Origin of the sequence: Rhodoferax sp. AJA081-3 (genome assembly GCF_017798165.1) — a bacterium.
Lineage (GTDB): Bacteria > Pseudomonadota > Gammaproteobacteria > Burkholderiales > Burkholderiaceae_C > Allorhodoferax.
In genome coordinates this window covers 2,791,184-2,817,606 of sequence record NZ_CP059068.1, presented here as the reverse complement: position 1 = coordinate 2,817,606, position 26,423 = coordinate 2,791,184, and the positions used below count along the sequence as shown (strand labels likewise).

The 26,423-nt window shown below is 59.3% G+C and carries 22 protein-coding genes; 14 read left to right on the top strand and 8 right to left on the bottom strand.

The window, feature by feature from the left end:
- Positions 1-23: 23 nt before the first annotated feature.
- Both HZ993_RS13295 and HZ993_RS13290 read right to left on the bottom strand, forming a co-directional pair.
- Positions 24-770, bottom strand: coding sequence for an SDR family oxidoreductase (locus HZ993_RS13295; RefSeq protein WP_209393223.1), 747 nt, complete (start codon positions 768-770; stop codon positions 24-26).
- Positions 770-1,591, bottom strand: a complete 822-nt coding sequence (locus tag HZ993_RS13290) for an ABC transporter substrate-binding protein (RefSeq protein WP_209393222.1) — start codon at positions 1,589-1,591, stop codon at positions 770-772. Before HZ993_RS13290 ends, HZ993_RS13295 begins: the two co-directional genes overlap by 1 nt.
- A gap of 95 nt (positions 1,592-1,686) precedes the next feature.
- On the opposite strand from HZ993_RS13290, the gene HZ993_RS13285 reads away from it, so the two are divergent.
- The gene (locus tag HZ993_RS13285; protein WP_245213621.1) at positions 1,687-2,634 is read left to right on the top strand and encodes an amidohydrolase; all 948 of its coding nucleotides are present in this window, start codon (positions 1,687-1,689) and stop codon (positions 2,632-2,634) included.
- Entirely contained in the window at positions 2,631-3,287 is a 657-nt protein-coding gene (locus HZ993_RS13280; protein ID WP_245213620.1) for a glutathione S-transferase family protein, read from the top strand. Before HZ993_RS13285 ends, HZ993_RS13280 begins: the two co-directional genes overlap by 4 nt.
- A 40-nt stretch (positions 3,288-3,327) precedes the next feature.
- Here the strand turns inward: HZ993_RS13280 and HZ993_RS13275 are convergent, their stop codons facing one another.
- The gene (locus HZ993_RS13275; protein ID WP_209393221.1) at positions 3,328-4,041 is read right to left on the bottom strand and encodes a DNA helicase; all 714 of its coding nucleotides are present in this window, start codon (positions 4,039-4,041) and stop codon (positions 3,328-3,330) included.
- A gap of 204 nt (positions 4,042-4,245) precedes the next feature.
- Positions 4,246-4,554: a carboxymuconolactone decarboxylase family protein gene (locus HZ993_RS13270; RefSeq protein ID WP_209393220.1), complete on the bottom strand. Its 309-nt coding sequence runs from the start codon at positions 4,552-4,554 to the stop codon at positions 4,246-4,248.
- A 146-nt stretch (positions 4,555-4,700) separates the two neighbouring features.
- Here HZ993_RS13270 and HZ993_RS13265 point away from each other — a divergent pair, with 146 nt between their 5' ends.
- Entirely contained in the window at positions 4,701-5,963 is a 1,263-nt protein-coding gene (locus tag HZ993_RS13265) for a hypothetical protein (RefSeq protein WP_209393219.1), read from the top strand.
- A 4-nt stretch (positions 5,964-5,967) separates the two neighbouring features.
- Here the strand turns inward: HZ993_RS13265 and HZ993_RS13260 are convergent, their stop codons facing one another.
- Together HZ993_RS13260 and hemB are read right to left on the bottom strand one after the other, a co-directional pair.
- Positions 5,968-7,092 carry a magnesium transporter CorA family protein gene (locus tag HZ993_RS13260; RefSeq protein ID WP_209393218.1) on the bottom strand — a complete coding sequence of 375 codons (1,125 nt, stop codon included), beginning with the start codon at positions 7,090-7,092 and terminating at the stop codon, positions 5,968-5,970.
- Positions 7,093-7,158: 66 nt separating this feature from the next.
- The gene (gene hemB, locus HZ993_RS13255) at positions 7,159-8,175 is read right to left on the bottom strand and encodes a porphobilinogen synthase (RefSeq protein ID WP_209393217.1); all 1,017 of its coding nucleotides are present in this window, start codon (positions 8,173-8,175) and stop codon (positions 7,159-7,161) included.
- A 95-nt stretch (positions 8,176-8,270) separates the two neighbouring features.
- On the opposite strand from hemB, the gene HZ993_RS13250 reads away from it, so the two are divergent.
- The 8 genes from HZ993_RS13250 to HZ993_RS13215 all read left to right on the top strand — a co-directional run bounded on the left by HZ993_RS13250 (position 8,271) and on the right by HZ993_RS13215 (position 20,603).
- Positions 8,271-9,143: a bifunctional 2-polyprenyl-6-hydroxyphenol methylase/3-demethylubiquinol 3-O-methyltransferase UbiG gene (locus HZ993_RS13250; RefSeq protein ID WP_209393216.1), complete on the top strand. Its 873-nt coding sequence runs from the start codon at positions 8,271-8,273 to the stop codon at positions 9,141-9,143.
- A complete protein-coding gene (locus tag HZ993_RS13245) occupies positions 9,140-10,762 on the top strand; it encodes a transporter substrate-binding domain-containing protein (protein WP_209393215.1) in 1,623 nt (540 codons plus the stop codon). The genes HZ993_RS13250 and HZ993_RS13245 overlap by 4 nt, the downstream gene beginning before the upstream one ends.
- A complete protein-coding gene (locus tag HZ993_RS13240) occupies positions 10,759-11,409 on the top strand; it encodes a polar amino acid ABC transporter permease (RefSeq protein WP_209393214.1) in 651 nt (216 codons plus the stop codon). The genes HZ993_RS13245 and HZ993_RS13240 overlap by 4 nt, the downstream gene beginning before the upstream one ends.
- 160 nt (positions 11,410-11,569) lie before the next feature.
- Positions 11,570-13,060 carry a TolC family protein gene (locus HZ993_RS13235; protein ID WP_209393213.1) on the top strand — a complete coding sequence of 497 codons (1,491 nt, stop codon included), beginning with the start codon at positions 11,570-11,572 and terminating at the stop codon, positions 13,058-13,060.
- 59 nt (positions 13,061-13,119) lie between these two features.
- Positions 13,120-14,295 (top strand): NHLP bacteriocin system secretion protein, encoded by a 1,176-nt coding sequence (locus HZ993_RS13230; RefSeq protein ID WP_209393212.1) that lies wholly within the window; start codon positions 13,120-13,122, stop codon positions 14,293-14,295.
- Between the two features lies 1 nt (position 14,296).
- Positions 14,297-16,486, top strand: coding sequence for an NHLP family bacteriocin export ABC transporter peptidase/permease/ATPase subunit (locus HZ993_RS13225; RefSeq protein ID WP_209393211.1), 2,190 nt, complete (start codon positions 14,297-14,299; stop codon positions 16,484-16,486).
- 49 nt (positions 16,487-16,535) lie between these two features.
- Positions 16,536-19,430 (top strand): NHLP bacteriocin export ABC transporter permease/ATPase subunit, encoded by a 2,895-nt coding sequence (locus HZ993_RS13220; protein WP_209393210.1) that lies wholly within the window; start codon positions 16,536-16,538, stop codon positions 19,428-19,430.
- Between the two features lie 12 nt (positions 19,431-19,442).
- On the top strand, positions 19,443-20,603 hold the full coding sequence (locus tag HZ993_RS13215; RefSeq protein ID WP_209393209.1) for an ABC transporter substrate-binding protein: 1,161 nt from the start codon (positions 19,443-19,445) through the stop codon (positions 20,601-20,603).
- A gap of 24 nt (positions 20,604-20,627) precedes the next feature.
- Here HZ993_RS13215 and HZ993_RS13210 read toward each other — a convergent pair whose 3' ends face one another.
- Positions 20,628-21,761 carry a methyltransferase domain-containing protein gene (locus tag HZ993_RS13210; protein ID WP_209393208.1) on the bottom strand — a complete coding sequence of 378 codons (1,134 nt, stop codon included), beginning with the start codon at positions 21,759-21,761 and terminating at the stop codon, positions 20,628-20,630.
- Positions 21,762-21,915: 154 nt separating this feature from the next.
- Here HZ993_RS13210 and HZ993_RS13205 point away from each other — a divergent pair, with 154 nt between their 5' ends.
- Genes HZ993_RS13205 through HZ993_RS13195 form a run of 3 tightly spaced genes read left to right on the top strand, consistent with a single transcriptional unit; the run spans position 21,916 to position 25,297 of the window.
- Positions 21,916-23,184 (top strand): JmjC domain-containing protein, encoded by a 1,269-nt coding sequence (locus HZ993_RS13205; protein ID WP_256440893.1) that lies wholly within the window; start codon positions 21,916-21,918, stop codon positions 23,182-23,184.
- Positions 23,181-24,383, top strand: coding sequence for a cupin domain-containing protein (locus HZ993_RS13200; RefSeq protein ID WP_209393206.1), 1,203 nt, complete (start codon positions 23,181-23,183; stop codon positions 24,381-24,383). The genes HZ993_RS13205 and HZ993_RS13200 overlap by 4 nt, the downstream gene beginning before the upstream one ends.
- Positions 24,380-25,297, top strand: coding sequence for a JmjC domain-containing protein (locus HZ993_RS13195; protein WP_209393205.1), 918 nt, complete (start codon positions 24,380-24,382; stop codon positions 25,295-25,297). The genes HZ993_RS13200 and HZ993_RS13195 overlap by 4 nt, the downstream gene beginning before the upstream one ends.
- Here HZ993_RS13195 and HZ993_RS13190 read toward each other — a convergent pair.
- The gene (locus HZ993_RS13190; protein WP_209393204.1) at positions 25,275-26,396 is read right to left on the bottom strand and encodes a hypothetical protein; all 1,122 of its coding nucleotides are present in this window, start codon (positions 26,394-26,396) and stop codon (positions 25,275-25,277) included. The genes HZ993_RS13195 and HZ993_RS13190 overlap by 23 nt on opposite strands.
- Positions 26,397-26,423: the final 27 nt, after the last annotated feature.

Sequence of the window (26,423 nt, the reverse complement as noted above, 5' to 3'; positions counted from 1 at the left end):
TTTTCTAATTGAAGGGTATGTATCTAACGGCCACCGGCCACATCAACCAGGGTGCCCGTGGTGTAGCTGGCGTCGCTGCCCATCAGCCAGACAATGGCCTGGGCCACTTCTTGTGCGGTGCCTGCGCGTTGCATGGGCACCTGGGGTGCCAACTGGCGGGCGCGGTCCGGCTGGCCGCCGCTGGCGTGGATGTCAGTTTCGATGATGCCGGGGCGCACGGCGTTGACACGGATACCTTCCAACGCCACTTCTTTGGCCAGGCCAATGGTGAAGGTGTCGATGGCGCCCTTGCTGGCCGCATAGTCCACATACTGGCCCGCGCCACCCAGCCGTGCTGCGGCGCTGGACACATTGACGATGCTGCCACCCGCGCCACCATGGCGCGTGCTCATGCGTTTGACGGCTTCACGGGCGCAGACAAAAGACCCCAGCACATTGGTCGCAAACATACGCTGCAAGCGGGCCCAGTCCATGGCGTCTACCCGGCAGGCCACATCCACAATTCCAGCGTTGTTGACCAGGCAGGAGAGGGGGCCCAGCTTGGCGTCCAGCTTGTCAAACATGGCCATCACCTGCGCTTCCACCGACACATCGGCCTGCAGCGTAATGGCGTTGCCGCCGACGGCCCGTATCTGGCGCACCACCTCGTCGGCAGCGAGCGAATTACTGGTGTAGTTGACCGCCACCGCGTAGCCTTTTTCCGCGGCCAGCAGCGCAGTAGCGGCTCCTATGCCGCGCGAGCCACCTGTGACCAGTACAACAGGCGCCATCAGGGCAGCGGGCGAATGCCGTTCTTGAGCACGGCAGGGCTGTAGTAGCGCTGGAAACTCTTCCACACATCACCCGACCGGGCCGCACGCTCCATGGCCTCCAGCAGTGCGGCCTTGTCGGCCGGGCTCAGGGATGTATTGGATACATAGACGCCGCTGCTGCCCCACGGCAGCTCTTCCAGGGGCTCCATGCGTAGCGCGTCCACCATGTCGCGCACACGTTCGTCCCCCTGAACGGCACCAGCCAGAATGGTGGGCGCCATGATGGTCACATCCGCCGTTCCAGCCTTGAGCAAGCGGGCTATCGACAGTGCATCCACCTCAAGAATCAACCGCCCCTGCTGGCCCAGCGTGGCAACCAGGTCCTGGTAGGGCTGGCCGTAGTCAAAGCCGCGTACCAGGGCCACCTTGAGACTGGTCTGCTCCAGCAGCTCCCGCACCGAGCCAATGGCGGGGCGTTTGGACTGGATGGACATCAACAGGGCGCGGTTCTGGATCAGCGCGACAAAAGTGCCCAGCGCATCACGCTTGGGTGTCTTGCTGGCCGGCATCAACAAATCGGCGCGGCCGGATTCAAACAACACTTCGAGCCGGGCGCGCGGTACGGCCGTCATGGCAAAGGTGCATTTCTCTTTGTCAGACATCACCCGCAGCAAATCGGGGTAGATACCGCTGACCGCATCACCATTGACCAACACGCTCAGCCCCGTGGACGACATGGGCACCTGGATCACCCGCGAGCATTCGGCATGGGCGGTCACCGCACCCAGGGCTGCCAGGGCCATGGCCAGCGCGCGCAGTGTGTAAAGATGCCTATGCATGGCGGGCAGTTTATCCCTGAAGCCGGATAATGTGCAACGGTTTTTCCACACGCCGCGGCGCACCCTGCGCTGGGAGCTTTTCAAAGAGGTTCACCATGCTGCTGCAGAATATCTCTAAGCGAAATAGGGCTCTAGCCCCCGTTCGTATTGCCTCTATTGCTATTGTTTTAGGAGTGATTGGCCTGGCGGCACAAGCGGCGGACTACACCGGCCCCCTGTTTGACGCCCACCTGCACTACAACACCGAGGCCTGGGACGGCCAGACTGGACCCCACTCACCCGCCGACGTGTTGGCCCGCATGCAACAGAGCGGCGTGCGCGCCATTGTGGCCAACTCCCGCCCCAACGACGGCACCCAGTTGCTGGCCAGCAGCCCGCTGACCCGCCAGGCCGGCGTGGCGGTGGTGCCCTTCATCCGCCTGTACCGCAACCGGGCCGACTACGACAGCTGGTTCAAAGACGAAACCATCTACACCATGGTGCAGACTGAGTTTGCCAAGGGCACACCCGGCGGCGGCGCCTACAAGGGCATTGGCGAATTCCACCTGTACGACAGTGCCAATGCCAATGGCCCGGTCGCCAAAAAGCTGATGGCCTTTGCCGAAGACAAAGGCCTGGCCGTGCTGGCCCATGTGGACGATGTGGCCATAGACCTGTTGATGGCCAACACCCCGTCCAAGGGCCAAAAGGCCAAACTTATCTGGGCCCATACCGGCATCAGCGGGGTGCCGGCTGCGCGGGTCGACGCTTTGTTGGCCCAGTACCCACTGCTGATGGGAGAGCTGTCGTATCGCCCAGGCCTGACCTGCGCCGACCGCCTGTGCCCCGAGTGGCGCAGCCTGTTGCTCAAATACCCCACGCGTTTTCTGGTCGGCTCCGACACCTGGGTCAACCAACGCTGGCAGTATTACGGCGACACCATGCAGGGCTACCGCGCCTGGCTGGGCGAGCTGCCTGCTGACGTAGCCCGCAATATTGCGTGGAACAATGGTGCGCGCCTGTTTGATGTTCCAACCCCTTCTACTGCCGCCAATAAACCATGACGACGATCCACCTGCACTACGCCCCCGCCACCGCTAGCATGATCCCGCACCTGCTGCTGGAAGAAATTGGCACCCCATTTGAACTGGTCCTGGTGGACAACACGATGGGCGCCCACCGCGAACCCGCTTACTTGAAGCTCAACCCCAACGGCCTTCTGCCTGCACTGACGGAGGGTGATCTGGTGTTGTACGAGACCGCCGCCATCTGCCTGCACCTGTGTGATACCCACCCCGCAGCCGGTCTAGCCCCCGCCGTCGGCACCGTGGCGCGCGCCCATTTCTACAAATGGCTGATGTGGCTGACTAACACGCTGCAAAGCGCGCTCATCGCCTACTTCTACCCCCAGCGCTGGGCCAACGAAGGTAATGACGCCGGTGTGGCCGAAGTCAAGGCCCAGGCCCAAAGCAAGATCGACGGCATGCTGGACCAGCTGGACGCCGAACTGGCCCGCCACGGCGGCCAGTGGTTCATGGGCGAAAGCTACACCGCACTGGACCCGTACGTGTTCACGCTGTGCCGCTGGACCCGCAATTTCAACGGCCGCAAGGCCCGCGATTTGCCACACCTGGGGCCGTATTTGCAACGCGTGCTGGAGCGGCCAGCCTCGCAACGCGTGATGGCGACGGAGAAACTGAGCGCGCCGTTTTATTGAGGGGTGTGGGCCCTGACCCTTGGCGCGCACCTTCGGCGTGTCATGTGACCGCGGAAACCTGAATCGCCCCGTTGTTCAAGAAGCAGGTCCAGTTGAACAGCGAAAGGTCGAGGGGATTCGGCAGGCGAACATCCGCAAGACTCGGTAAAGCTTGTGCAACCGGGTCGTAAGACCGGTCAATCTGGGAGATGAATACGACGATCAATCCCCGGACACGGGCAAATGCCTTGAGGGCGCGTACCTGCACGGCCAGCTCCGGGTTCTCTCGCTTCTGGTCCAACAACTGCAAATAGTCGATGACTACAACAGTGCCGCTGGCCGCAGAAGCAAGCCGGTCGATGATGTAGCTTGCGCATATGGCGTCGGAATTGTCGAAGCCGAATCTTTCGCCGATGGCAGACGGCTCCAAGCCCAACGTCCGCAAACCGTTCAGCAGGTCACCCGCATTCCACTCCAGGGTAAAAAACCATCCAGACCGCCCCGACTGCACAGATGCAAGGGCCAGCTCCAGACCCAACAAGGTCTTGCCGTGGCTCGGCCGTGCGCCCAACAACACGAGGTCTCCCGGTGCCAACCGCGAGAACAGTTCACGCGCCGGACTTTCGGCACAAAGCCGCGCAGCAAGCAGGCTCCAACTTGTGAATCCTTCCTCTTGGGCGACGCGATTCAAGGCAGCGTGCAGCGGAATCTTTTGGTCCCTCGAAAGCGCTTTGGCCAGCCGCTTCAGGCTGTAGACGGGTACGGACAGTTTCATGGGTAAACCTCGTGTTGCGAGCAGACGTCGCAACCCCTCCTTATGCGCCTTGCTCCAACAGGTGGTCTGTGGATGTGGTGAACCCGGTATGTGGTGTACTTTCCCGATGGAGGGGGGAGGCAAGGGCGATTGCCTAGCTGGCATTATCAACCAATGACAACACCTGTCGGCAGACAACGCTGCTTTCTATCAGACGTCCCGCGGTTAACTCGCGTCAAAGGTGGACTTTGCAATAGTCAACGCAGTTGCCGCGGTTGGCCAGCCCGAGTAGAAAGCAAGATGGGTAATGGCCTCAACAATCTCTTCCTTGGTGAGCCCGTTCTCCAAAGCTTTCTTCAAATGAAAAGGCAACTCGTTTTGCCGGTACAGCGATACCAGCGACGCCACAGTGATCAGGCTGCGGTCTCTTTTGGAAAGACCTGGTCGTTCCCAAACGTCGTTGAAGAGAATCTCACCGCTTAGTTCAATGAATTTCGGGGCCAGTTCGGCCAAAGGGTGTGTGGCAAGTGTCATGTGTGTTTCTGTCCTACGTAGCGCACGTTTGTGCATGCAGGCAATGTTACCCAGCCAACCGCGGTTGCCTTGCCGCCTAGAATTGCCCCGTCAATAACAATGGATACGACCCCTATCGCAGGGGTCCTGAAACGGGAGGACATCCAATGCATGTGTTGTTAGGTCTGCTGGTTGTAGCGCTGCTGTGTTACCTGTTTTATCGATTCGTTCTGACATCGGCATCCGCACCGCCCACCCAGATTGCCCTGGAAAGCAAACGCGCCTTTGCCTTCCTCTCGAACGGCCTCATCTTCTACCGGGAGCACGGTGGTGAAATCAAGCAACTGCAGAGCACCTATGCGCAAGAGGCTTCCGACCGCCGGGAACGTGCCCGTGAAAAGCACAGCTGGAAGCAGGGCACCAGTTTCAACATCGCGGCGGGTGGTGGCATGCGTCGGTTTGACCAGGCCGACAAGCCCTTGTTGGCAACGTCGGTCGTCTTTGAAGCCTGTGGCAGCCTGCTCTATTTTCTGAAGGACGAAGCCGTGGGCGGCCTGTTCCGCCGGGATGCGGCGTCGGGTACTGAGACCCGTGTGCTGCTCAAACAGAACCTGCATCTGGGTGATATGGCCCTGTCGCCCGATGGCACGAGGTTGGCGGTATCGTCACAGCAGTCTGGCGGGTTGGCCAACATCTCCGTGATGTTGAGTGACGGCAGCAGCCTGCGCGACGTGACCAGCGGTGACACGGTGGACTCCGCCCCTGCCTGGATACCGGGGGAGCCCCAGCAGCTGTTGTTCCAGTCATCCGGGCTGGCGCGCAACGAGCAAGGTTATGTGGTTGCCCAAGGGCACGCCAGCATCCAGATACTGGACATGGCGACCGGCACCATTTCACCGGTGCTGGATGACGCGCGGTTTGACTACCTGAAGCCACGCGTCTGCCCGGCGGGCAATCTGCTGTTCATCCGCCGCCCCTTTGAGGCACCGCAATACGGCGCGCAGAGTGTGCTGCTGGACACTCTGCTTTTTCCGTTTCGCCTGCTGCGCGCAGTATTTCATTACCTCAACTTTTTCTCGATCATGTACACCCGCAAGCCTTTGACCAGCGCCTCAGGGCCCATGGTGGAGGCCGATCTGAAGAACATCCTGCTGCAGGGCCGGCGTATCGATGCCGAAAAGGCCGTGCGCAGCGCACGGACCGTCAATGGCGTTCCCTCCCTGGTGCCCGACGACTGGGAGCTGGTCAGTCGCAACACCAAAGGGGCCGAGCGTGTGCTGGCCACCAATGTTGCGTCATACGACATCAGCCCCGACGGTACCGTGGTTTACACCAACGGCCGTGGTGTCTTCATGCTGGAGAAGGATGGCTCGTCGCGGTTGGCGCTGAAAGATGCTTTGATTGCTGAGGTGGCTGCGGCTGTAGTCTGACGTCTTACCGCCCCGACCGCGCCAGATATCGCTTGCGCCAAAACACCGCCACCAAGGTCAGCGCAACCAGCGCCATAAAACCCGTCGCGATCCAGGCGCCGCTTTCCTTGTGGATCAGCGGGAGGGCATCGAAGTTCATGCCAAAAAAACCGGTGATCAGGTTCAGCGGCAGAAACACGGCGGTCAATGCTGTCAACGTGCGCATGATGTCGTTGGTGCGGCTGCCCTGCACGCTGAAGTGCATTTGCACCGCGGTCTCTACACTTTGCTCCAGGCGGCGCACGTGGTGCACCACACGCTCAATATGCTCTAGCACGTCGCGGCTGCGCACCTGCAGCAGGTCGCGCTCACGTTGGCCGGCAGCGGTGTCGGCATCGGGCCAGGTTTTAACGGCTTCGATCCAGTCTTGCAGCGCGGCGCGCTGGTCTTCACATACCTCGTCCAGGTAGTGCAGGGTCAGGCGGGCGTCCAGCAGTGCGCCCCAGTTGGTGAAGCGGGTCCTAGGGTTCAGCAGCTCGGTTTGCCAGTGGTCCAGCTGGTGGGTGAGCTCGCGGCGCAGTTCCAGAAAACCGTCCACCATCTGGTTGATGACCCGCAGCATCAGGTCGGCCGGGCTGGTGGGCAGGCGGGCACCGGCGGCGCGCGACTCGGCACTGGCGGCCTGCAGTAGCTTGCTGGCATAGGCATCACGCACCGCGCAGTCGGTGGGGTGCACGGTGAGCAACACGCGGTCAAACACGGCAAACCCGACCGGGCTGGTGTCGATGCGCCGCAGAATGGGTGGCCCGCTGCGTGTGTGCCCGTGTGCCACGGGGTTGCCGGGCTCTGCCATGTCCGCCGTGGGCCGGTTGCCTGCCGCCAGGCGGCGGAACACCAGCACGTCGTACTGCGAGGTGTAGTCGTAGTGGGATGGCAGCTGGTTGTTGATCAGGTCCGAGATGTGCAAATCCACCAGCTGCTGGCCGCACAGGGTCTGCAGCATGGTTTGCACCTGGGCCTGGGTGACTTCAAACTCGCGCCGCGCGCAGGCCACCCACACAAAGCCCTGCGCAGGCATGCCGGCAGCCGTCAGTGCGGCCAGGTCCTGTGTCTCGGAGATGCCGTTTGTTTGGATGTGAAAAATGCGCATGGAGCCTTCTGGCGGAACGGTTTAAGCGAAATAGGGCTCTAGCCCCCGTGAAATATGATGAATACGCTATTGTTTTTGTAGTAAACGGGCGGCGTCCCGCGCAAAGTAGGTCAACACACCGTCAGCCCCCGCGCGCTTGAAGGCCAGCAAGCTCTCCATCATTACCGCCTCACCGTCCAGCCAGCCGTTCTGTGCGGCGGCCTTGAGCATGGCGTATTCACCACTCACCTGGTAGGCGAAGGTGGGCACGCGGAATTCATCTTTCACACGGCGCACCACGTCCAGGTAGGGCATGCCGGGTTTGACCATGACCATGTCGGCGCCTTCGGCAATGTCCATGGCCACTTCGCGCAGGGCCTCGTCACTGTTGCCGGGGTCCATCTGGTAGACCTTTTTGTTGCTTTTGCCCAGGTTGCTTGCCGAGCCCAGCGCGTCGCGGAAAGGGCCGTAGAAAGCACTGGCGTATTTGGCGCTGTAGGCCATGATGCGGGTGTGGATGTGGCCCTTGGCCTCCAGCGCAGCGCGGATGGCGCCGATGCGTCCGTCCATCATGTCGCTGGGGGCGATGATGTCGGTACCGGCTTCGGCCTGGGTCAGGGCCTGTTGCACCAGCACGGCCACGGTTTCGTCATTCAAGATGTAGCCGTTTTCCTCGGGGCGGGTGTCCGGCAGGCCGTCCTGGCCGTGGTTGGTAAAGGGGTCTAGCGCCACGTCGGTCATCAGGCCCAGTTGGGGAAACTCTTTCTTCAGGGCACGCACCACACGGGGTATCAGGCCATCGGGGTTCAGCGCCTCGGAGCCCTGGTAGTCCTTGAGCGATTGGTCGACCACGGGGAACAGCGCCATCACCGGTATGCCCAGCTTCACACACTCTTCGGCCACGGGCAGCAGCAGGTCCAGGCTCAGGCGTTCCACACCGGGCATGGAGGTTATGGGCACACGCTGGCCTTGGCCGTCCACTACAAACACCGGGTAGATCAGGTCGTGGGGGCTGAGGGTGTTTTCGCGCACCAGGTTGCGCGTGAAGGTGTCACGGCGCAAGCGGCGCGGGCGGCCGTGGGGATAGGGAGAAAAAGTGGTCATAGGAAAAATTGTGCCTGATTCTGGACGAAGCGCTGAAACACAGGCACCATTGCCACCCCAAGCCTTCCAATAAATGCCATCCGTGACGCCGAGCCATGAAACTGTCGCAGCCTACCCCATTGGCGAGTGAGTCACCGCGGCAGGACCGGCCAACAGCTGTTAAAGATGCCTCGCAGCAGGCGCTGCAGGATGCCATGGAGGGCTTGTACGACCATTATTTTGCCTGCCAGGATTACCAGAAGCGTTACCCCTCGCCCAACGCCACGACGCTGAACTTCCTGTTTGCACATGGGGCTGGCACCGCCCGGCAGATACTGGATTTTGGATGCGGCAATGGCCGTTATGCCCTGGCCTTGCTGCAGCGCACCCAGGCCACGGTGACGGGTTACGACATTTCGCTGGCCGCTATCGACGCCTTCCAGGGCCTGCTCAACAACACCCAATTCGGGCAACGGGCACGGTTGCTCACGGGGCCCCTGGACGTGCTGGAGCGTTGTGAAAAGTTCGACATGGTTCTGATGTTGTTTGGTGTGCTGAGCCATGTGGGTGGGCAGGCCGCACGCCACGAGGTCTTGCACCGCCTGCGGGCCTTGATGCAGCCGCAGGGGCAATTGGTGCTCACCGTGCCCTCGGTATGGCGCAGGCGCCCCTTGGATTGGTGCTCCGCAGTGCTCAGCCGCGCCACCGGGCGTGCACAGGGTGTGCAGGCCGAGTCGGGCAATATCGAATTCACCCGCGTATTGGCCGGTACCCCCCATACTTTTTTTTACCACCTGTACTCGACCCAGAGCCTGCGGCGCGAGTTGCGCAGCTGCGGGTTTGAAGTGGTGGCGATGGATGCAGAAAGTGTGCTGCCCGAATGGCTGGTCACACAAAACCAAACCCTGGGCCGTGCAGATGCTGCAGTCTCGCGGTTTTTGCCCGCCGGGTTGGGGTATGGCATCCGTGTTGTGGCGAGGCCGGTATGAAGGTCTGCTGGTCCCCATGGCTCATCGCCCTGTGCCTCTTGTGTCTGCAAAGTGTGCAAGGGGTGCATGCGGGTGAACCGGCGGTCAAGCCCAGCGAGCGGCTGGCGTTGATCAAACAACGGGGCGCGTTGATCGTAGGCGTCAAGACCGACTACGCACCCTTCGGCACGCTCAACCCCGCCGGCCAGCCCGAAGGTCTGGAGCACGACCTGGCGGCCGATGTGGCCCGGCGCCTGGGGGTCAGCCTGACCAAGGTATCGGTGACCGGTGCCAACCGCCTGCAAAGGCTGGAAGAGGGTGTGGTGGATGTGGTGATCGCCACCACCGGCGACACCGTGGAGCGGCGCAAGATCGCCACCATGGTGGAGCCCAACTACTACGCGTCGGGTGTCACACTCTTTATGCGGCCCGACCAGTCCATCGCTGACTGGGCGGCCACGCGGGGCCAAAAAATCTGCGCCACACAGGGCAGTTATTTCAACCGGGCCATGGCAGAGCGCTTTCTGCTGGACCTGCAGATGTTCAACAACGCCCGCGACGCCAAACTGGCCGTGAAAGACCGGCGCTGCGTGGGTTACCTGTTTGACAACACGGCCATACAGGGCGATCTGTTGCTGCCCGAATGGGCGGGCTACAAGGCGCCGTTACCACCACAACTGGTAACACCCTGGGCGGTGGCGATATCCCGCCGTGAGCAGGGTACCGAGTTCGAACACTTTCTGGGTGACACCCTGGCCGAGTGGCACCGCACCGGGTTCCTGATCGAGCGTGAGCGGGCCTGGCGCCTGCCGCCCTCGCAGTTTCTGGCCGATATGCGTACCTTGTGGACCTCGGTAGGGTCGGACGGCCAGCCCGTGTGTGCGCGGGATGCCGACGGGCGTTGGCCCGCTGCCTGCCGCAACCGCATCTTCCTCAACTCCACCGATGCATCGGGTCTGCGCCGCCTGGGCCTCTGGTGGAAAGAGCAGACCGGCATGGACCTGAGTTTTGTGTATGACAGCTACGACAGAAGCCGCTTTCTGCTGGGGCTGGCGACCACGGTGGTGCTGATGGTGTCGTGTGTGCTGGGCAGCATACTGGTGGGGGTTGTGGGCGCAGTGGTCATAGAGGCGCGGATCCCCGTACTGACCCGCGTGACGCGCTGGTTTTGCAACGTAGGCCGCATGACGCCGCCGCTGCTGGTGATCTACGTGTTTGTGTTTGGCCTGAGTTCGGCACTGATGCACGCGGTCGGCATTGCCGTGGAGCCCATGGTGGTGGTGGTGCTGTGCCTGAGTGTCTATGCGGGCTCCAGCGTCATGGTGGCGTTTCTGGAGGCCACCAAGGTGGTGCGCGTCCGTGAGTCCGGCTACCGCCTACGGCTGGGTAATTTCAAACAGGTGTTGCCGCTGGCCAGCCCGTCCGCCACAGCGGCGCTGATCAATGTGTCCAAGGCGACCATGATGGCCTCGGCCGTTGCGGTGCCGGAGCTGCTGTCGGTGGTGACCAGCATCATGGCGGAAAACGGCAACGTGGCCGTGATGATGAACACACTGTTGCTGTCATTCTTTGTGCTGATCTTCTGCGCCACCCGTTTGCTGGGTTGGGTCGACCACAAGCTGCGCGGGGGTGCACCATGAACGCCCAGGAGACCACCGTGCTGCAGGAGCTGTGGGTCTGGACCCCCTTCCTGCTCAGCGGCTTTGCCATCAATATCCTGATCGGTATCACGGCCATGGTGATCGGCACCGGCCTGGGCTGGTGCCTGGCGCTGCTGCGCCTGTCGACCCGTCCCCGCGTGGCCCGGTTCAGCCTGTTGATCACCGAGTTCACGCGCAACATCCCGACCATGGTGTTCCAGTTCTATCTGGTGTTCATGCTGCCCAGCACGTTCAAGATACCCGGCACCTCCATCACGCTGGGTTTTCCGGTCTGGCTGGTTGCGGCACTGGCGCTGGCCATTGCCGTAGTGGGCTTTACCTCGGACAACCTGACCAAGGCGCTGCGCGACTGGCGCCGGGGTGACCACGGCGTGGCATTCCTGTTCATTCCCAGCTGGACCAGCTACATGCTGATCATCGTGATTGCGTCCAGTACTGCGTCCATTATTGGGGTGAGTGAACTGGTGAGCCGGTGCAATACGGTGGTGAATGCAACGGGGCGCACCAGTTTGATGCTGCCCGTATATTTGTACGCCTGTGCCTTGTTTTTCCTGTTTTGTTACCCGTTGACCCAGTTGATGCGCAAGGTGCACACCCGGTTGGCGGCGCGCATGCAAACTTCTTGAGTAACTGGCGTTTCTCCGTTATCCTGCAGCGCTTGGCACTGCAAAGCAGTGGGCCGTTCAGGCCAAGGGCAAACGTTCGCGTGTAGGTCGGCGGGGTGCAGCTGCCGGGTTTGCACATGGCTGGTGTTGCATCAAATGGATGGATTCCATGGCAAATGTGATGTCTTTGGCAAACGGCGTGGCGGTCATGGCGATGGCGGTGTCTTCCGTTGCCGTGGCACAGGCGCCTGCCAGTACCGTGGGGCAACCCGCAAGTGGCATATCGCTATTGCGTGCTGTGACTCTGTCGTTGCAAAAAAACCCGGACATCCAAATCAGCGAGACGCGTATTGCCATCAGCCAGGGCGCACTGCAGGCGGCTGGCGGCACCTTCGATCCGCTACTCAATGCCAGCACCACCGTGGCGGAAACCACGGACAAGGTCCGCACCACCAGCTCGTCGCTTGGCGTGTCCCAACAGCTGCGCAGTGGCATCGTGTTGGGCTCCAGTCTGACGGCCCGTAGCGAGAACACGTTTGCCAATCCGACACCCGGGAGCGAGGCTACGCTGGGGGTCAGCATCGGGTTTCCGATCTTGCGGGGCCGAGGCGAAGAATTTGCGGCTGCCGCAGAAAACGCGGCCAAACTTTCGCTGATCAAAAGCGAATACGACATGCGCCACGCCGCGTCTGTGGCCATTTACTCGACGGCGGTGGCCTACTGGAACCTGCGCGCCGCCGAAGAAATTCTGGAGGCGCAGCGTGAGTCCGAGGCGCGCGCGCAAAGGCTGGTGGGCGATATCCAGCGGCTGATCAATGCCGGGGAACGCCCCGCCGCCGACATCAACCTCATCAACGCCAACCTGACCGGCAAGCGTACAGCCCGTCTGGCCGCCGAGCAGAGCCTCATCAATGCCCGTCTGGCGCTGGGTGAAAAAATTGGTCTGGACTATGGGGGCTTGCATGAAGCCGCCAAGGCCAGTGACGGCTTTCCAGCGTATGACGGAAAAATTGCATTGATAGTGAACGGCCCCGAGCTGGTCAAGAAGGCAACCGAAAGGCGGTTTGACCTGAAATCTTCCCAAACCAATCTGGATGCCTTGCGGATTGCCGTGAATGCGGCCAAAGACAACCTTCAGCCCATTCTGGGCGTGACCCTGGGTGCCAATTACGTGGGCCGTACCACGGGAGAGAACCCCCTGCTGGTGTTGAGTCGGCGTGCGGGTGATCCGCAGTTGACCGCCGGGCTCACCTACACCTGGGACGTGGTGAACAGCAAGTCCAAAGGCAACTTCTTGTCCCAGTCGGCTACCTACGACCAACAGACGGTGGGCATACGTGCATTGCAGCTGTCCATTGGGGTCGGTGTGGAAAATGCCGTAGCAGGCTACAACCGCAGTGTGCAGCAGTTGGCGGAGTCACAGCTCACGGTGGATCTCTACACCAAGATTGTTGAAAACGAGCGCACCAAACTGAAGATCGGCAGCACCACGCTGCTGGATGTAGTGAATGTGGAGTCGCAGCGGCAAGACGCCCTGCTCAACCACATCCAGCAGCGTGCAGCCTATGCGTCGGCCATTGCAGCCCTGCGGTACCAGATTGGCGAGTTGATATCGGACGGCCCTGATACCCAGGTCTTGTCAGTGGAGCAACTGAGGGCATACGGCCCATAACAACAGGATCGCCCAATCCCGTTTACCCCGCACCGTTTCAGACCATCAAAGGATCAACCATGGCAGGTCCACCGAGCAAGAATATCCAGGAAAAGCTGTTCCGCAAATCGGCGCTGGACCGATTGTCATCACCCGAACAGCTAGACCTGATGGTCCGCATCACCAGTCCGGCGGGCTGGGTCGCATTGACGGCGCTGATTGGCCTGATTGTGGTTGCGATCATGTGGGGCATCTTCGGCAACATCCCCACCAAAGTGATTGGGTCGGCCATGCTGATCAAGACGGGGGGTGTGGTAGAGGTCTCCGCACGGTCCAACGGCCTGATCACCGATGTGTCGGTCAGGGCTGGCGACATGGTCAAGCGCGGCCAGAAAATTGCGCGGATTGCGCAGCCTGATTTGCTGGAGCAGTTCAACAGTCTGAAGGCGCGCAAGGCAGAGCTGCAGAACAAGTCCCAAATGAGCGACAGCCTGCTGCGGCAGAAACGCGAGACCCTGAAGTTCAACAACGAAGTCTTGCGCCGCCGCCTGGATGACCAGAACGGTTTGCTCAAAGACGGCTTGATTACCCGCCAGTCCGTGCTGACCACCCAGCAGCAGCTGGAGGAAAACGCGGCAGCACTGAAAGAACTGGACTTGCGCAAGGTGGATATCGAGTTGGAGCTGGTGCAGATTGAGCGCAATCTGGATTCGGTCAAGGTGCGCCTGAAGCTCAGCACCGATGTCATCAGCCCTTACTCAGGCCGTGTGCTGGAGATCAAGCTCGACGAAAACAGCATTGTGCAGGCGGGCAGTTCCATTCTGAACATGGAGCTGGCGGGTGATTCGATCAAGGATCTGGAGGTGGTGGTGTTTGTGTCGTCGCTGGATGGCAAAAAAGTCAAGCCCGGCATGGACATCTTCATTTCTCCGTCCACCATCAAACGGGAAGACTATGGCTACATGGTGGGTAAGGTGACGGCGGTTTCTGAGTTTCCGAGTACCTCTCAGGGCATGATGCGCATCTTGCAGAACCAGCAACTGGTGCAGCAACTGTCTGCGGGTGCAGCACCCATCCAGATCAATGCGGACCTGACGCCTGACGCAGGTGCCACCAGCGGCTACAAGTGGACATCGCCTGGCGGACCACCCGTCTTGATACAAAGTGGAACGCTGGGCACGGCCAATATCAGTGTTCGTTCGCAACGTCCCATCAGCCTCGTGATCCCCATGCTCAGGGAATTCGTCGGGGTCTGATATGGCGCGTACCAAACAACCGTCCAGTACGCGCATCAAGACACCCACCGTTCTCCAGATGGAGGCGGTGGAGTGCGGCGCAGCGTCGCTGGCCATACTGATGAGCCACTACGGTCTTATCAAGCCGCTGGAAGAGCTGCGTGTCAGCTGTGGAGTCTCGCGCGACGGAAGCAAGGCCAGCAATGTGGTGAAGGCGGCGCGCACCTACGGCTTTGAAGCCAAGGGGCTGATGCGCGAACCCGATGGTTTGCGGGAAATGAAGTTCCCGCTGATCATTTTTTGGAACTTCAACCACTTCGTAGTGCTGGAGGGTTTTCACAACGGCAAGGTCTACATCAATGACCCGGCCAGTGGCCCTCGGGTGCTGACCGAGCAGGAGTTTGACCAGTCCTTCACCGGTGTGGTGCTGGAAATCAAGCCGGGGCCGGATTTCAAACCCGGCGGCTCACGGCCCAGCATGGTGGCAGCCTTGTACCGCCGTGCATCCAGCTCCAAGCTGGCATTTATTTACCTCATCATTGCCGGACTGGGCTTGGTAATACCGGGCCTGATAGCGCCCATTTTCACCAAGATATTTGTAGACGACTACCTGGTTGGCAAGCTGGATTCCTGGGTCAAGCCGCTGCTGCTGGGTATGTTCCTGACCCTGATGCTGCGGGGCGCATTGACCTGGCTGAAGCAGTACTACCTGATGCGCTTCGAGTCCAAGTTATCGGTGGCAGAGTCGGGCAAGTTCTTGTGGCATGTGCTGCACCTGCCAGTGGTTTTTTATGGGCAACGGTCCGCGGGTGAAATTAGCGGACGGGTGGGCATCAATGACCGGGTTGCCAAGTTGATTGCGCGGGATCTGGCGTCCGCCGTGCTGGACATCGTGATGGTGGTGTTTTACGCCCTTTTGATGTTGTTCTACGACGTGTTTCTGACCTGCATCGGCCTGCTGACGGCCGTGCTGAACATCATTGTGCTGAAGTATGTGTCTAAGTCGCGCAAGGACGCCAGCCAAAAGTTGCGCATGGACGCCGGCAAGATGTTGGGCACGTCGATGAACGGTTTGATCGTTATCGAAACACTAAAAGCCTCGGGTGGTGAATCGGATTTCTTTGCGCAGTGGAGTGGTTACCAGGCCAAGGTGGTCAACGCCATCCAGGAGATGGGCTCATCGTCCATCACGCTGGCCGTATTGCCATCGGTACTCACCGCACTCAACACCGTGCTGATACTGTCCTTCGGTGGTCTCAGGGTGATGGATGGTTTCTTGACCATGGGTGCCTTGGTTGCGTTCCAGAGCCTGATGCACAGTTTTCTGACACCGGTGAACAATCTCGTGGGTTTGGGTGGCAGGCTGCAGGAGCTGGGTGGCGACATGAACCGCCTGGACGACGTCCTGAAATACAAGCAGGACGCCGTCTTGCAAGGGGATGCAAAACCCGCCGGCACCCCACAACCAGCCGCAGGTCCTGGCAAGAACAAGCTGGATGGCCGTCTGGAGTTGAAAAACATAACCTTTGGCTACAGCACCTTGGAAGGGCCACTGATCAAGAACTTCAGCCTGAGCATGAAGTCGGGGTCACGTGTTGCGCTGGTGGGGTCATCGGGCTGCGGAAAATCAACCATCGCCAAATTGGTCATGGGTTTGTATGCGCCGTGGGAGGGTGAGATTCTGTTTGACGGGCAACCCCGGTCGGCCATTGACCGCCACATCATGGTGAACTCACTGTCCATGGTGGACCAGGACATCAATATGTTCGAGGGCACGGTCAGGGACAACCTGACCATGTGGGACTCAACCATCCCCAATGCGGAATTGGTCCGTGCCGCCAAGGATGCCTGCATCCACGACATGATCTCCGCGCGCCAGCTGGGGTACGACAGCGAAGTGGACGAAGGCGGGAAAAATTTCAGCGGCGGGCAGCGCCAAAGACTGGAGATTGCCCGCGCCTTGGTGTCCAACCCCAGGGTGGTGGTGTTTGATGAGGCCACCAGCGCGCTGGACCCGGTGACCGAAATGATTGTGGATGACAACCTGCGCCGGCGCGGCTGCACCTGCCTCATTGTTGCCCACCGCTTGAGCACCATACGCGATTGCGACGAGATCATCGTCCTGCATAAAGGGGTCGTTGTGCAGCGGGGCACACATGACGAGCTGAAAGATGTCGAAGGCCTGTACGCCGATCTGATCAAGATGGGCTGATGCCACATTCCGAACAACCGCCAGACCGTGCAATTGGAGTCAATGGGCCATGTTAAACAAAACGGTCATTGAAAAGATCACAGCAGACAGTGGCGGTGCCCCCGTGTCTGAAAAGCCGCTATTGCTGCAAGGGGCGGCCAATACTTGGCTTATTGAATCCGGAAAGGTGGATCTTTTTCTGGTGGATGTGGACGCGCAGGGCGCTGAAGGTGCCCGCATTCCGGTTGGTCGTGTGGAGGCGGGTGGGATTCTGTTTGGCATAGACCCCGCGGCATTGCAAGGGCAAGCCAAACTCGTTGCCGTGACCGTGCCGGGCACCATCTTGCATGCCCTGGGTATGGATCGGCTTGTGGGCCTGCTGGATGACGACGCTGCGTGTCTGGAACTTGCCAGCATGGTGGACAAGTGGTTTGTTGCGCTGAGCCTGTCATTGGTGAGAGAGCGGCCGCCCAAGGTTTCTGTGGAGTACACCCTGGGTCGCCCAACGGTGCTGAATGCCGGTGATGTGCTCAACCCGCGCGGCACGGTGGTGTGGGCTGAGCAGGTAAAGGGAGCGTCCAAGTTTCTCAGCAGCACGTCCAATCCCGCATTGGAAGCGGGCCAGTTCATTCCTTTGTTTGGGGATAGCTGGATAGAAGCCGCCGACAAGGGTTCTGTCACCGTGATAGAAACGTCCAGCTTATTGCGGCTGGGTGGCGCAGTGAACGCCATTACGAAGGTGAATGGTTTTCTGTTGCAGTGTGTCCGCATGGATCTGGACAGGTCCAATGACGCGGAGCGCCGTCGGTTGGAGCAAAAGCTGTCGAATGACGAAAAGGTTGTTGATAAATCGGTGCGCTTGCTGGCCGGTGTCAGTGGTAAATCGCTGATCGACGAACTACCTGTCAGCGGTAGCGCATTGTTGAACGCCTGCAATATCGTGGGGCGTGTGTCGGACCTGGTGTTTGTTCCCCATCCGGACGGAAAGTCGGACGCCGAGCAGCGGGACCCTTTGGGCAGCATCGCCAAAGCCTCACGTGTGCGGTACCGTCAGATTGCGCTCAAAGGCCAATGGTGGAAGCGTGACCATGGTCCTTTGCTGGTGTATTTTGAGAAAGACAAGCGCCCTGCTGCGCTGATCCCACGGCGTGGTGGCTACGAAATACACGATACTGCGCTGGGCACGGTTGCGCTGGTGACGGAAGAGATTGCAGAGCAGCTTTCGCCGTTTGGGTTTGTCTTCTACAGACCCTTCAAGGACAAGGCACTTAGCGTGCTGGAGATCATGCGGTTCGGAAGCCATGGTTGCCATGACGATCTTTTTCTCGTGGTGTTGATGGGTATCGCCGGGGGCATCCTGGGCATGATTACGCCCATGGCCACCGGCATGCTCTTTGACACCGTCATACCGGGCGCCGAGAAGAGTCAACTCATGCAGCTGACCATTGCGCTGGTCGGAGGTGCCATCGGCGCCTCGATGTTTGAATTTACGCGCAGCGTGGCCATGTTGAGGATCGAGGGGCGTATGGACCTCTCCATTCAGGCCGCCGTGTGGGACCGGCTGCTGGCGTTGCCGGTTCCGTTCTTCCGGGATTTCACGGCGGGTGACCTGGCGATGCGGGCCAACGGCATCACAACCATTCGCCAAGCCTTGTCCGGCACAACCATGAACGCCATCCTGGGCGCCGTGTTTTCGATTTTTAACCTGGGGCTGCTGTTCTACTACAGCTGGTTTTTGGCGCTGGTTGCGATAGGGCTGATGTTGGTAGTTTTATTGATGACCATTACCACCAGCCTGTTCAAACTGCGGTACGAGCGCCAGTTGGCGGAAGTGGATGGCAAAGTGTCTGGCTTGCTGTTGCAGTTGCTCTCCAGCGTGGCCAAGTTGCGCACCACCGGGTCCGAGGGTCGTGCGTTCGGCATGTGGGCAAAGGAATTTTCCAGGCACCGCGCGCTGACCTTCAAGGCAGAAAGCATCGGCAACATTCTGGAAACCTTCAACGCGGTCTTCCCGCTGGTGTCGTCGCTGGTCATCTTCATGACGGTTGCGTTTTTTTTGGGCGATAAGAAGTTATCGACCGGTGAGTTTTTGGCCTTCAATTCGGCTTTTGTGAGTTTTCTGGTGGCCATGTTGTCGATGACCGGTGCGTTGGTGACCGTGTTGCAAATCGTTCCGCTATACGAACGCGCCAAGCCTATCCTGCAGACCATGCCGGAAGTGGATGTGGCCAAGGCTGATCCAGGGCGCCTGCAGGGCAGCATAGAAATCAACCATGTCACCTTTAGCTACAAGCCGGACAGCCCAGCGATTTTGAGGGACGTGACGTTAAACATCAAAGCCGGGCAGTTTGTTGCCATCGTGGGGCCGTCTGGCTCTGGCAAGTCCACGCTGTTGCGCTGTCTGCTGGGGTTCGAGTCTCCTACCTCCGGGTCGATCTATTACGATGGCCAGGATATGTCCGTGCTGGATATCACGGCCATACGCCGGCAGTTGGGCGTTGTTTTGCAGAATGGGCAGATTCTGCCGGGCGATATCTTCAAGAATATTGTTGGATCATCGGGTCTTACCATCGACGACGCCTGGGAAGCGGCCCGCATGTGTGGACTGGAGCAGGATATCAAGGACATGCCCATGGGCATGCACACCGTGGTGATGGGTGGCGGGCTCTCTGGTGGGCAGCAACAACGCCTGCTGATTGCACGCTCTATTGTTCACAGACCGCGCATCATCTATTTTGACGAAGCCACCAGTGCGCTGGATAACAAGACACAGGCCGTGGTGAGCCAAAGCCTGGAGCAACTGGAGGCAACACGCATAGTTATTGCGCACCGTTTGAGCACGGTCAAGAACGCCGACCTGATCGTTGTTCTGGATGCGGGGGTGATCAAGGAGCAAGGAACCTACGAAGAGCTGATGCAGAACGACGGCTTGTTCGCGCAATTGGCAAAACGGCAAATAGCATAGGAACGATCGATCATGTGGTCCAAAAATATCCCATCATTCCTAGTGGCCATCGCAAGCATGGCGTTGCTGGCAGCATGCAGCGACACGGACATCGCCGCCCAACGTGCGGCACGTGCGGCCAAGGCGCAGGGCGACATTGTGGTCGGTGTGTCCTGGCCGTTCTCAACCGCCAAGGGCCGGTTGTGGGAAGGTGTTGCCATGGCGCAGGAAGAGCTCAATGCCGCGGGTGGTGTGTTGGGGCGCAAGCTGGTGCTTGTCAAGGAAGACGACCAGCTGTCTGTGACCAAGGGAACCGTGATTGCGCACAAGTTTGCAGAGAATTTGGACATGGTTGCCGTGATCGGCACCTTGAATTCGTATATCGCCATTCCCACCGCACCGGTCTATGAATTCGCGGGCATGGTGATGCTCACACAGGGCAGTAGCGTGGTCCGATTGACCAACCAGGGGTATAAAAAAGTCTTCCGGATGATCCCCAGCAACCGCAATGTGGGCGAGATGTTGGCAGATTACGCCAAGTCCAAGAAGTACAAACATGTACTGGTCTATTACGTGAAAAATGAGTATGGGCTGGATCTGGCCAACGCCTTTGAACAACGTGCAACCGTGATTGGTGTTGAGGTGACCGACCGCGTTTCTTACCTTGCTGGTGCAGGTGACTACAAGTTGGCCATGCAGCACTGGAAAGACTTCTACAACTTTGACGCCATTTTCCTGGCGGGTTCCTTGCCCGAAGGGGCGCAGATCATCCGTGCTGCACGAGAGATCGGAATCAAAGTGCCGATTTTTGCCGCGGACGGGCTCGATTCACCCGATCTGATGAAGCTGGGTGGTGACGCGGTAGAGGGCGTGGAGGTCACATCGTTCTTTCACCCCAACACGCCGACGCCTGTGGTGCGCGCCTTCAACGACAAGTTTGTCAAGCGGTACAACAAACTACCAGATACATCGGCAGCACTGGGCTACGACGCGGTGACCCTTCTGGCCCATGCCATGACCAAGGCAAAGACTACGGTGCCCGCCGATATCGCAGCCGAGCTGCACAAGCTCAAAGGCTGGTCCGGGGTGACGGGCGAGCATGGTTTTGACGGGGCGGGCAACGTGATGGACAAACCCGTTGTGATGCAGGTGGTCAAGAATGGTCAGTTCGAGTTTTCCACCATTGGCCACTAGTTTTGCCCGGCGCAGTTCACAGATCTACTTGCGGGCCTCGACAAAGAGCGAGTAATACTGCCCGTTGGACTGGGCGCCGGCCACACTGCTCGCAGTATCGACCTGCAGAACCGGGTCCTGACTACCCATGTAAGTACTGCGCTGAATGTCGGAGAACCCTGCCTGGGTCAAGGCATGCGCAAGGGTTTCAAAATCGTAGCCAAATTTGTGCCCCTCCAGGAAATGGCTGGCGCGTGGACCGGCGCCGGCATATGCCAGAAAGTCCTCCAGGCGCGTCGTGGCAGTTGGCCACCACGCCCATGTGTGTTGACGGTTTGCTATAAACGCGGCGTCGTTCTTGGAGTAGGCCTGTATGCAGAGTTCGATGTCCGGAACGATCAGACGCAGACGCCCGCCAGGTGACAGCACCCTGTGGATATCTCGCAATACACTTGATGATTCCTCCGGGTAGTACAGGTGCTCGAAGACGTGTGACATAAAAACATAGTCGGCACTCTGCGGTTCAAACGGCAGACCCCATCGCAGGTCCAAAGACAGTTCGGCCGGATGGGCGTCTATATTCACCCAACCCGGCAGGCGGGTGGCACCACTTCCCAGATGCAGCTTGAGGCCCCGTGGCTTGTTCGCCAGTCCCAAATTCTGCAGTTGGGAGGCGATGAAATCCGGTCGCATAACCGTGAGTTCTGCCTCCAGTGCCGTGACACCTGCCACCAAGGCCGTCAGACGCTGCGTTAAAGATACGGAACCAGGTCGCGTGCCAAGTTTTTGTCTGGCATATGGGCCCATTGCAGAAAGGCCGCCGCCAATACGTTGGATACCGTCTGCCAATAATGCAAGCTGACTGTCCACAGGTGGCCCCTCCACAGGGTACGCATCCCGTTGTGTGGCCGTAGGCACCAGGGCGCCGATTTGCCGCAACTGTGCAATGGCATCGCGGTATTGTGGTTGGTGTGTGTCCGGTTGACCCGCCAGTGCCTGCAGAACGGTGGCGGGTCTGGAAAAATGCGCCAGCACAGTGACCATTGCGGCGTCGTCGCTGGAGTAAAACCGGGAGCCCGAACCCGTGTGTACAAACATACGCCCCGAGATGAATCGGATGATCGCGTCCGGCGCAATCAGCAGCAAATCAGAGTCATTTCCGTGAACAGGTTCGGCCATACATCTTCTTTCAACACGAGGGCGTTTTTGCGGTTTTATTATCAACCCCGTTCTGAGAATTCAAGGTGGGATGTGCTTGCTGCTGAAAATGTGTCAGGCTAAGATCAACCGGTGCGCAATTGCCTCTTTTTAACCCCAATCCCCCGTTGTACTGATGGACGCTAAGCGCTTCTTTGAGCAGCATGTTCCTGCACGGTTGCGCGCGGCCCCCGAAGTTTTCGCTCTCGGGCGGGTGATTGTGTTTGACATCACGGGGGCAGGTGGCGGACAGTGGACGCTTGCGCTGCGCGGAACGCCGAGTTGCCACGCCGGCAGTGGACTTCCTTCGGAATGCACGATTATCCTGTCGGTCGATGACTTTGACACGGTGCTGCGCAATCCTTCGCATGCCAGGTCGCTGTTTCGGCAAGGGCGTATCCGGGTGCAGGGGGCATTGTCTGTGGCCATGCACCTACCTGCACTGCTGACGATGCTGTCTTCCGACCACATTCCCTCCGGCATCCATACCCTGTTTCCACACGTGTCTCCAGCAGTATTTTTCGGGGATTACTGGCCTGAAACGCTTGCGGTGTACCACGGCGCGTTGGACCGCATACCAGAGATCAACCAGGTGACGGGTCTGCAGTCCATTGATGCACTGCTTTCGGCCTGGCCAGGACTTCTGCGTTTGGCGGACCGGTTTGGCGGGAGAGAAGTCGATGCGATACAGGCGAAGGCCTTGTATGCGAGTGGCCATCACTTGGCATTTTCCGATGCGGAGCAAGTGTTCCCCGTATTAAAAGGCGTGCTTGAGCGGTTGCGCTGGGATCTGCACTTACCCATCAATACATTTGGGCGCTGCCCCGTTTACGCATCACCCGACGGGGTGGGTGAGGCCCTGCACTTTGACCAGAATGCCAACTTCATCATTCAAATCAAAGGCGAAAAGATTTGGCAGTTGGCACCTAACCGTCACCTGACGCGTCCCACCGACCGTTACACCACAGCACAGCCCATACCCTCGGCAGAGTTGCAGATGTATGGACCAGCCGAACTGCCAACAACCCTGCCTTTGGATGCGCAGACCGTGCATATGAAGCCGGGTTCGGTCTTGTTTTTGCCGCGGGGATACTGGCACCAGACGCAGGCGGTGGGTGAGTCGCTGTCCTTGAATTTCACTTTTGATCAGCCGACATGGGCGGACCTGTTGCCGCCGGATACGCGTCGCCGCGTGCTGCCACAGTCTGAATGGCGTGCATTGGCATTGGGGGCTGGTAATCTTGACGCGACTGCTGCACAGCGGGCTGTGTCCACACTGCAGGCGCTGGTGCAAGCCCTGCCCGAGGAGCTTCGAGACATTGACGCGGAACAAGCCATTGGACGCATGACGCCGACAGAGGCCGCGAATGTACTGATCCCGAGAACAAGCGAACAAAGACCATGACTGCATTCAGCTTTGACCGCATCATTGCGCCCTGTGAGCCCGGCACATTCCTGGGTACCTATTGGGAAACACAGCCGCTGCATCTGGCACGCAAGGATCCTGGGTATTACAGCGCGCTGTTTTCCTCAGCAGAACTGGAGTCTGTGCTGCAGTACGCCAGGCCACAGCCGCCTGACCTGCGTGTGGTGCTGGAGCAGGTTGAGCTGTCTGCTGCCCGGTACGTCAATGCGGATGGCAGCCTCAACATGAACCAGTTGTACAAGGCTTATGGGGAAGGGCACACGCTGGTGGTCAATAGCCTGCAGCGCTTTGTACCCAAGCTGGCCCTGCTGTGCCGCCAGTTGCAGGAGCTGATGAATTTTTCGGTGGAGTTCAATGTCTACCTGACGCCTGCCAACGCCCACGGCCTGCATCCGCACTACGACACGCACGATGTTTTTGTGCTCCAGGTTGAGGGTAAGAAGACCTGGAGCCTCTATGGGTCTGCCCAACAGTGCCCGCTGTTGGGAACATTCCAGCCCGTGATTCCGGTGTCTGTTTTGCCGCCCCTTGAGCAGGTGGTGGAGTTGTCAGCGGGTGACCTGTTGTACCTGCCCCGGGGGCACATCCACGATGCTGCAACATCGGATGCGCACTCCATGCACATCACCATTGGTATTTATCCCACACAGTGGGTTGATTTGCTGTCCACCGCACTGACCAATCTCGCTCTCAAGGATGTTCGATTTCGCAAGGCCCTTCCCGTAGGGTACTTAAACGATGGCGGTTCACGCCAGTACATAGACCAGCAGTTGCAGGCATTGATCAAGGTTTTTGCGGAAAACGCTTCTACCGAGTTGGTACACGAAGTACAGGCAGACCAGTTGATTCGCAAGTCATCACCCTTGGCAGATGGGCACTTCGCGAACATGGACGCCGCGGCGAAGACCCTGGGCTTGAAGTCCCGCGTGGTCAAGCGCGCCAACATGCGTTGCCGTGTTACCGCAGTAGACAACGATGTGCGGATTCAGTTTCCTGGCAATACGATCAAGGCGGGTGTTGAATACAAAGATGCCTTGCTGTTTGTGGCGGGGGCAGAACAGGCATTTGAGGTGGATGCCCTGCCTGACAGCCTGGACCCTGGTCGCAAAATTATTCTCGCGCAGCGCCTAATTCGGGGCGGGCTTCTTCAAATGGTGAAAGGTGATCAGCAGCCATGAGTGATGTGGACAGCCCTTTGTTGTCGCAGCTTTTGGCCGGCACACCCGTCTCCTCTTTTTTTGAAGAGTACTGGCAGATAAAGCCGCTGTACACCAAAGGCACAGCAGACAAATTTTTGACGTTGTTTGACAAGCCGGCTTTCCAACAGGCGATCCGGCACTGTGACAACCTGAAGATTTCATCCCGCGATATTCGGGGTGTATCGATGGAGAGAACCTGTCCACCCGATAAAGTCGACGATGCTTTTCGCGCCGGGGCCACAGTCTGCATCAGCGGTATCCAGCAAAATGCTCGGCTCAACCAGTTTATGGCTGCGTTCGCCAGGGAAGTGCAGCAGGCGGGAGAGCTCAGCTTCAATTGTTATTACTCGCCCAACGGCCACGGATTTTCCTTGCATCTGGATGACCACCCGGTCTGGATACTGCAGATTGAAGGCCGGAAGCGGTGGTGGTACTCCAAAGTGCCGTATCACAAGCCGCTGTCCACGGTCAGTTTTTCGCAAGACGCGATGGTGGCGCAGGTGCCGTGGGCGGAGCCGATCAAACGCCCGGACGAGTCTGAGTTTTTCGAGGTTGTGCTGGAGCCAGGGGATGTGCTGTACCTGCCGGAAGGCAGCTGGCACCGCGCCTCTGCGGAAGGCGAGTCCTTGGCACTCACCTTGGCATGCAGCCGCATATCACCGCTGGACCTGGTTCAGCAGGTCATGGCTGCTCGTATTGCACAACGGCGTTTGTTGCGAGAGAACCTGCCTGGCGCCTGGGCGCCAACGGTAAGCGACACCATTCCCGGCGCATGGGAGGCACAGTTTGCAGCGGTCATCGACGAGTTACGCGGCATGGTGAATGGGTTGACACCGCAGGACATGTATGAGGCCTGGCGCCGGTTGGCCGCTAAGGACGGCGCGGGCCACTGAGGGATTCCAGCGTGGCGGTTGCCAACTCTTCCATGATGCGGGTACAGCCGGCTTGTGGATCTGAACCTGGTGGAAAGAGCGCTTCGATATGGCGTGCGGCCTGTACCAGCATGGTCTGCAGGATCTGAAAGGCGGTCTCCGACAAAGGTGGCTCACCGCGGTACACGGTAAGCCTGCCATCAGGTCTGGGCGCGGTTTGGTTTTCCAGACCCATGAAACGCAGGAACCAGTCGCTACGGAACGTGCCGGTTGCAGATACCAGACCCATAGCATCCGCAATGATTTCATCTTGCAGGTTGTTGCGCATCTGGCCGTAGATGCGTTTCATGGCGTAGTGTGTACATTCGTGAACGATCCGTATCTCAACCGACAAGCGTCGCCACTCTTCATCTGCTAGGTGGAGGTCCGCAGCTGCGACATTGCTGTAGGGCCCTGTGCTCACCACGATGAAACGGTCCTGGTATAGCGCTTTTTGTGGAATCAGACGTTGAAACGCGTCGGCCCACATTTCCGTCGGTGAGGACTGCTGCCAGCGCAGCCTGTATTGGTCTATCCGCTCCCAGTTGTTGTAGCCTGCCACCATGACGGCTCCCATGGATTGGGGAATGTCCATGGGTTCGTTGCGGTTCAGCAGCGCCTGCAGTATGTGTTCGAAGTCGGTTCGGTTGTTGACCGACACTACGGGAATGCGTCCCGCTGCCGTGGCCTGCATGCGCAATTGAATACCCTCGGGGTCCAGCAGTGGTAAACCGGTGGCCAACGCACACCCCATGGTGGGCTCACCTCGCATGACGACCGCCCGGTATTGCGGGTCCTGGCTGATGCCTTGTTGTATCGGAAAATTCAGGTGCCTAAGGCAGGTTTTGAGAACAGCAAGCGTTCCAATGTCGCGCGCGCGCAGCAAGTACCCATCCCATGCACTGGCAAAGGCCTCGTCTGGCAATGGGTATGCGGTATTGTCGAATTCCGGGAGCCGTTGAAACGCGCTGTGGTTGTACGCCAGCAACTCCTGTAGTACGTCGCCCCGTGCACCATAAGACTCCAACACACGGGCGCGTTCGTCAGCAGTCAGTGTGTGGCCAATACTGTGGTTCACCATTGCCTCACTTTCTTAACGGTACGCGGT

Coding starts and splice junctions, on each gene's coding strand:
- HZ993_RS13295 (WP_209393223.1), bottom strand. CDS start 770: ATGGCGCCTGTTGTACTGGTCACAGGTGGCTCGCGCGGCATAGGAGCC.
- HZ993_RS13290 (WP_209393222.1), bottom strand. CDS start 1,591: ATGCATAGGCATCTTTACACACTGCGCGCGCTGGCCATGGCCCTGGCA.
- HZ993_RS13285 (WP_245213621.1), top strand. CDS start 1,687: ATGCTGCTGCAGAATATCTCTAAGCGAAATAGGGCTCTAGCCCCCGTT.
- HZ993_RS13280 (WP_245213620.1), top strand. CDS start 2,631: ATGACGACGATCCACCTGCACTACGCCCCCGCCACCGCTAGCATGATC.
- HZ993_RS13275 (WP_209393221.1), bottom strand. CDS start 4,041: ATGAAACTGTCCGTACCCGTCTACAGCCTGAAGCGGCTGGCCAAAGCG.
- HZ993_RS13270 (WP_209393220.1), bottom strand. CDS start 4,554: ATGACACTTGCCACACACCCTTTGGCCGAACTGGCCCCGAAATTCATT.
- HZ993_RS13265 (WP_209393219.1), top strand. CDS start 4,701: ATGCATGTGTTGTTAGGTCTGCTGGTTGTAGCGCTGCTGTGTTACCTG.
- HZ993_RS13260 (WP_209393218.1), bottom strand. CDS start 7,092: ATGCGCATTTTTCACATCCAAACAAACGGCATCTCCGAGACACAGGAC.
- hemB (WP_209393217.1), bottom strand. CDS start 8,175: ATGACCACTTTTTCTCCCTATCCCCACGGCCGCCCGCGCCGCTTGCGC.
- HZ993_RS13250 (WP_209393216.1), top strand. CDS start 8,271: ATGAAACTGTCGCAGCCTACCCCATTGGCGAGTGAGTCACCGCGGCAG.
- HZ993_RS13245 (WP_209393215.1), top strand. CDS start 9,140: ATGAAGGTCTGCTGGTCCCCATGGCTCATCGCCCTGTGCCTCTTGTGT.
- HZ993_RS13240 (WP_209393214.1), top strand. CDS start 10,759: ATGAACGCCCAGGAGACCACCGTGCTGCAGGAGCTGTGGGTCTGGACC.
- HZ993_RS13235 (WP_209393213.1), top strand. CDS start 11,570: ATGTCTTTGGCAAACGGCGTGGCGGTCATGGCGATGGCGGTGTCTTCC.
- HZ993_RS13230 (WP_209393212.1), top strand. CDS start 13,120: ATGGCAGGTCCACCGAGCAAGAATATCCAGGAAAAGCTGTTCCGCAAA.
- HZ993_RS13225 (WP_209393211.1), top strand. CDS start 14,297: ATGGCGCGTACCAAACAACCGTCCAGTACGCGCATCAAGACACCCACC.
- HZ993_RS13220 (WP_209393210.1), top strand. CDS start 16,536: ATGTTAAACAAAACGGTCATTGAAAAGATCACAGCAGACAGTGGCGGT.
- HZ993_RS13215 (WP_209393209.1), top strand. CDS start 19,443: ATGTGGTCCAAAAATATCCCATCATTCCTAGTGGCCATCGCAAGCATG.
- HZ993_RS13210 (WP_209393208.1), bottom strand. CDS start 21,761: ATGGCCGAACCTGTTCACGGAAATGACTCTGATTTGCTGCTGATTGCG.
- HZ993_RS13205 (WP_256440893.1), top strand. CDS start 21,916: ATGGACGCTAAGCGCTTCTTTGAGCAGCATGTTCCTGCACGGTTGCGC.
- HZ993_RS13200 (WP_209393206.1), top strand. CDS start 23,181: ATGACTGCATTCAGCTTTGACCGCATCATTGCGCCCTGTGAGCCCGGC.
- HZ993_RS13195 (WP_209393205.1), top strand. CDS start 24,380: ATGAGTGATGTGGACAGCCCTTTGTTGTCGCAGCTTTTGGCCGGCACA.
- HZ993_RS13190 (WP_209393204.1), bottom strand. CDS start 26,396: ATGGTGAACCACAGTATTGGCCACACACTGACTGCTGACGAACGCGCC.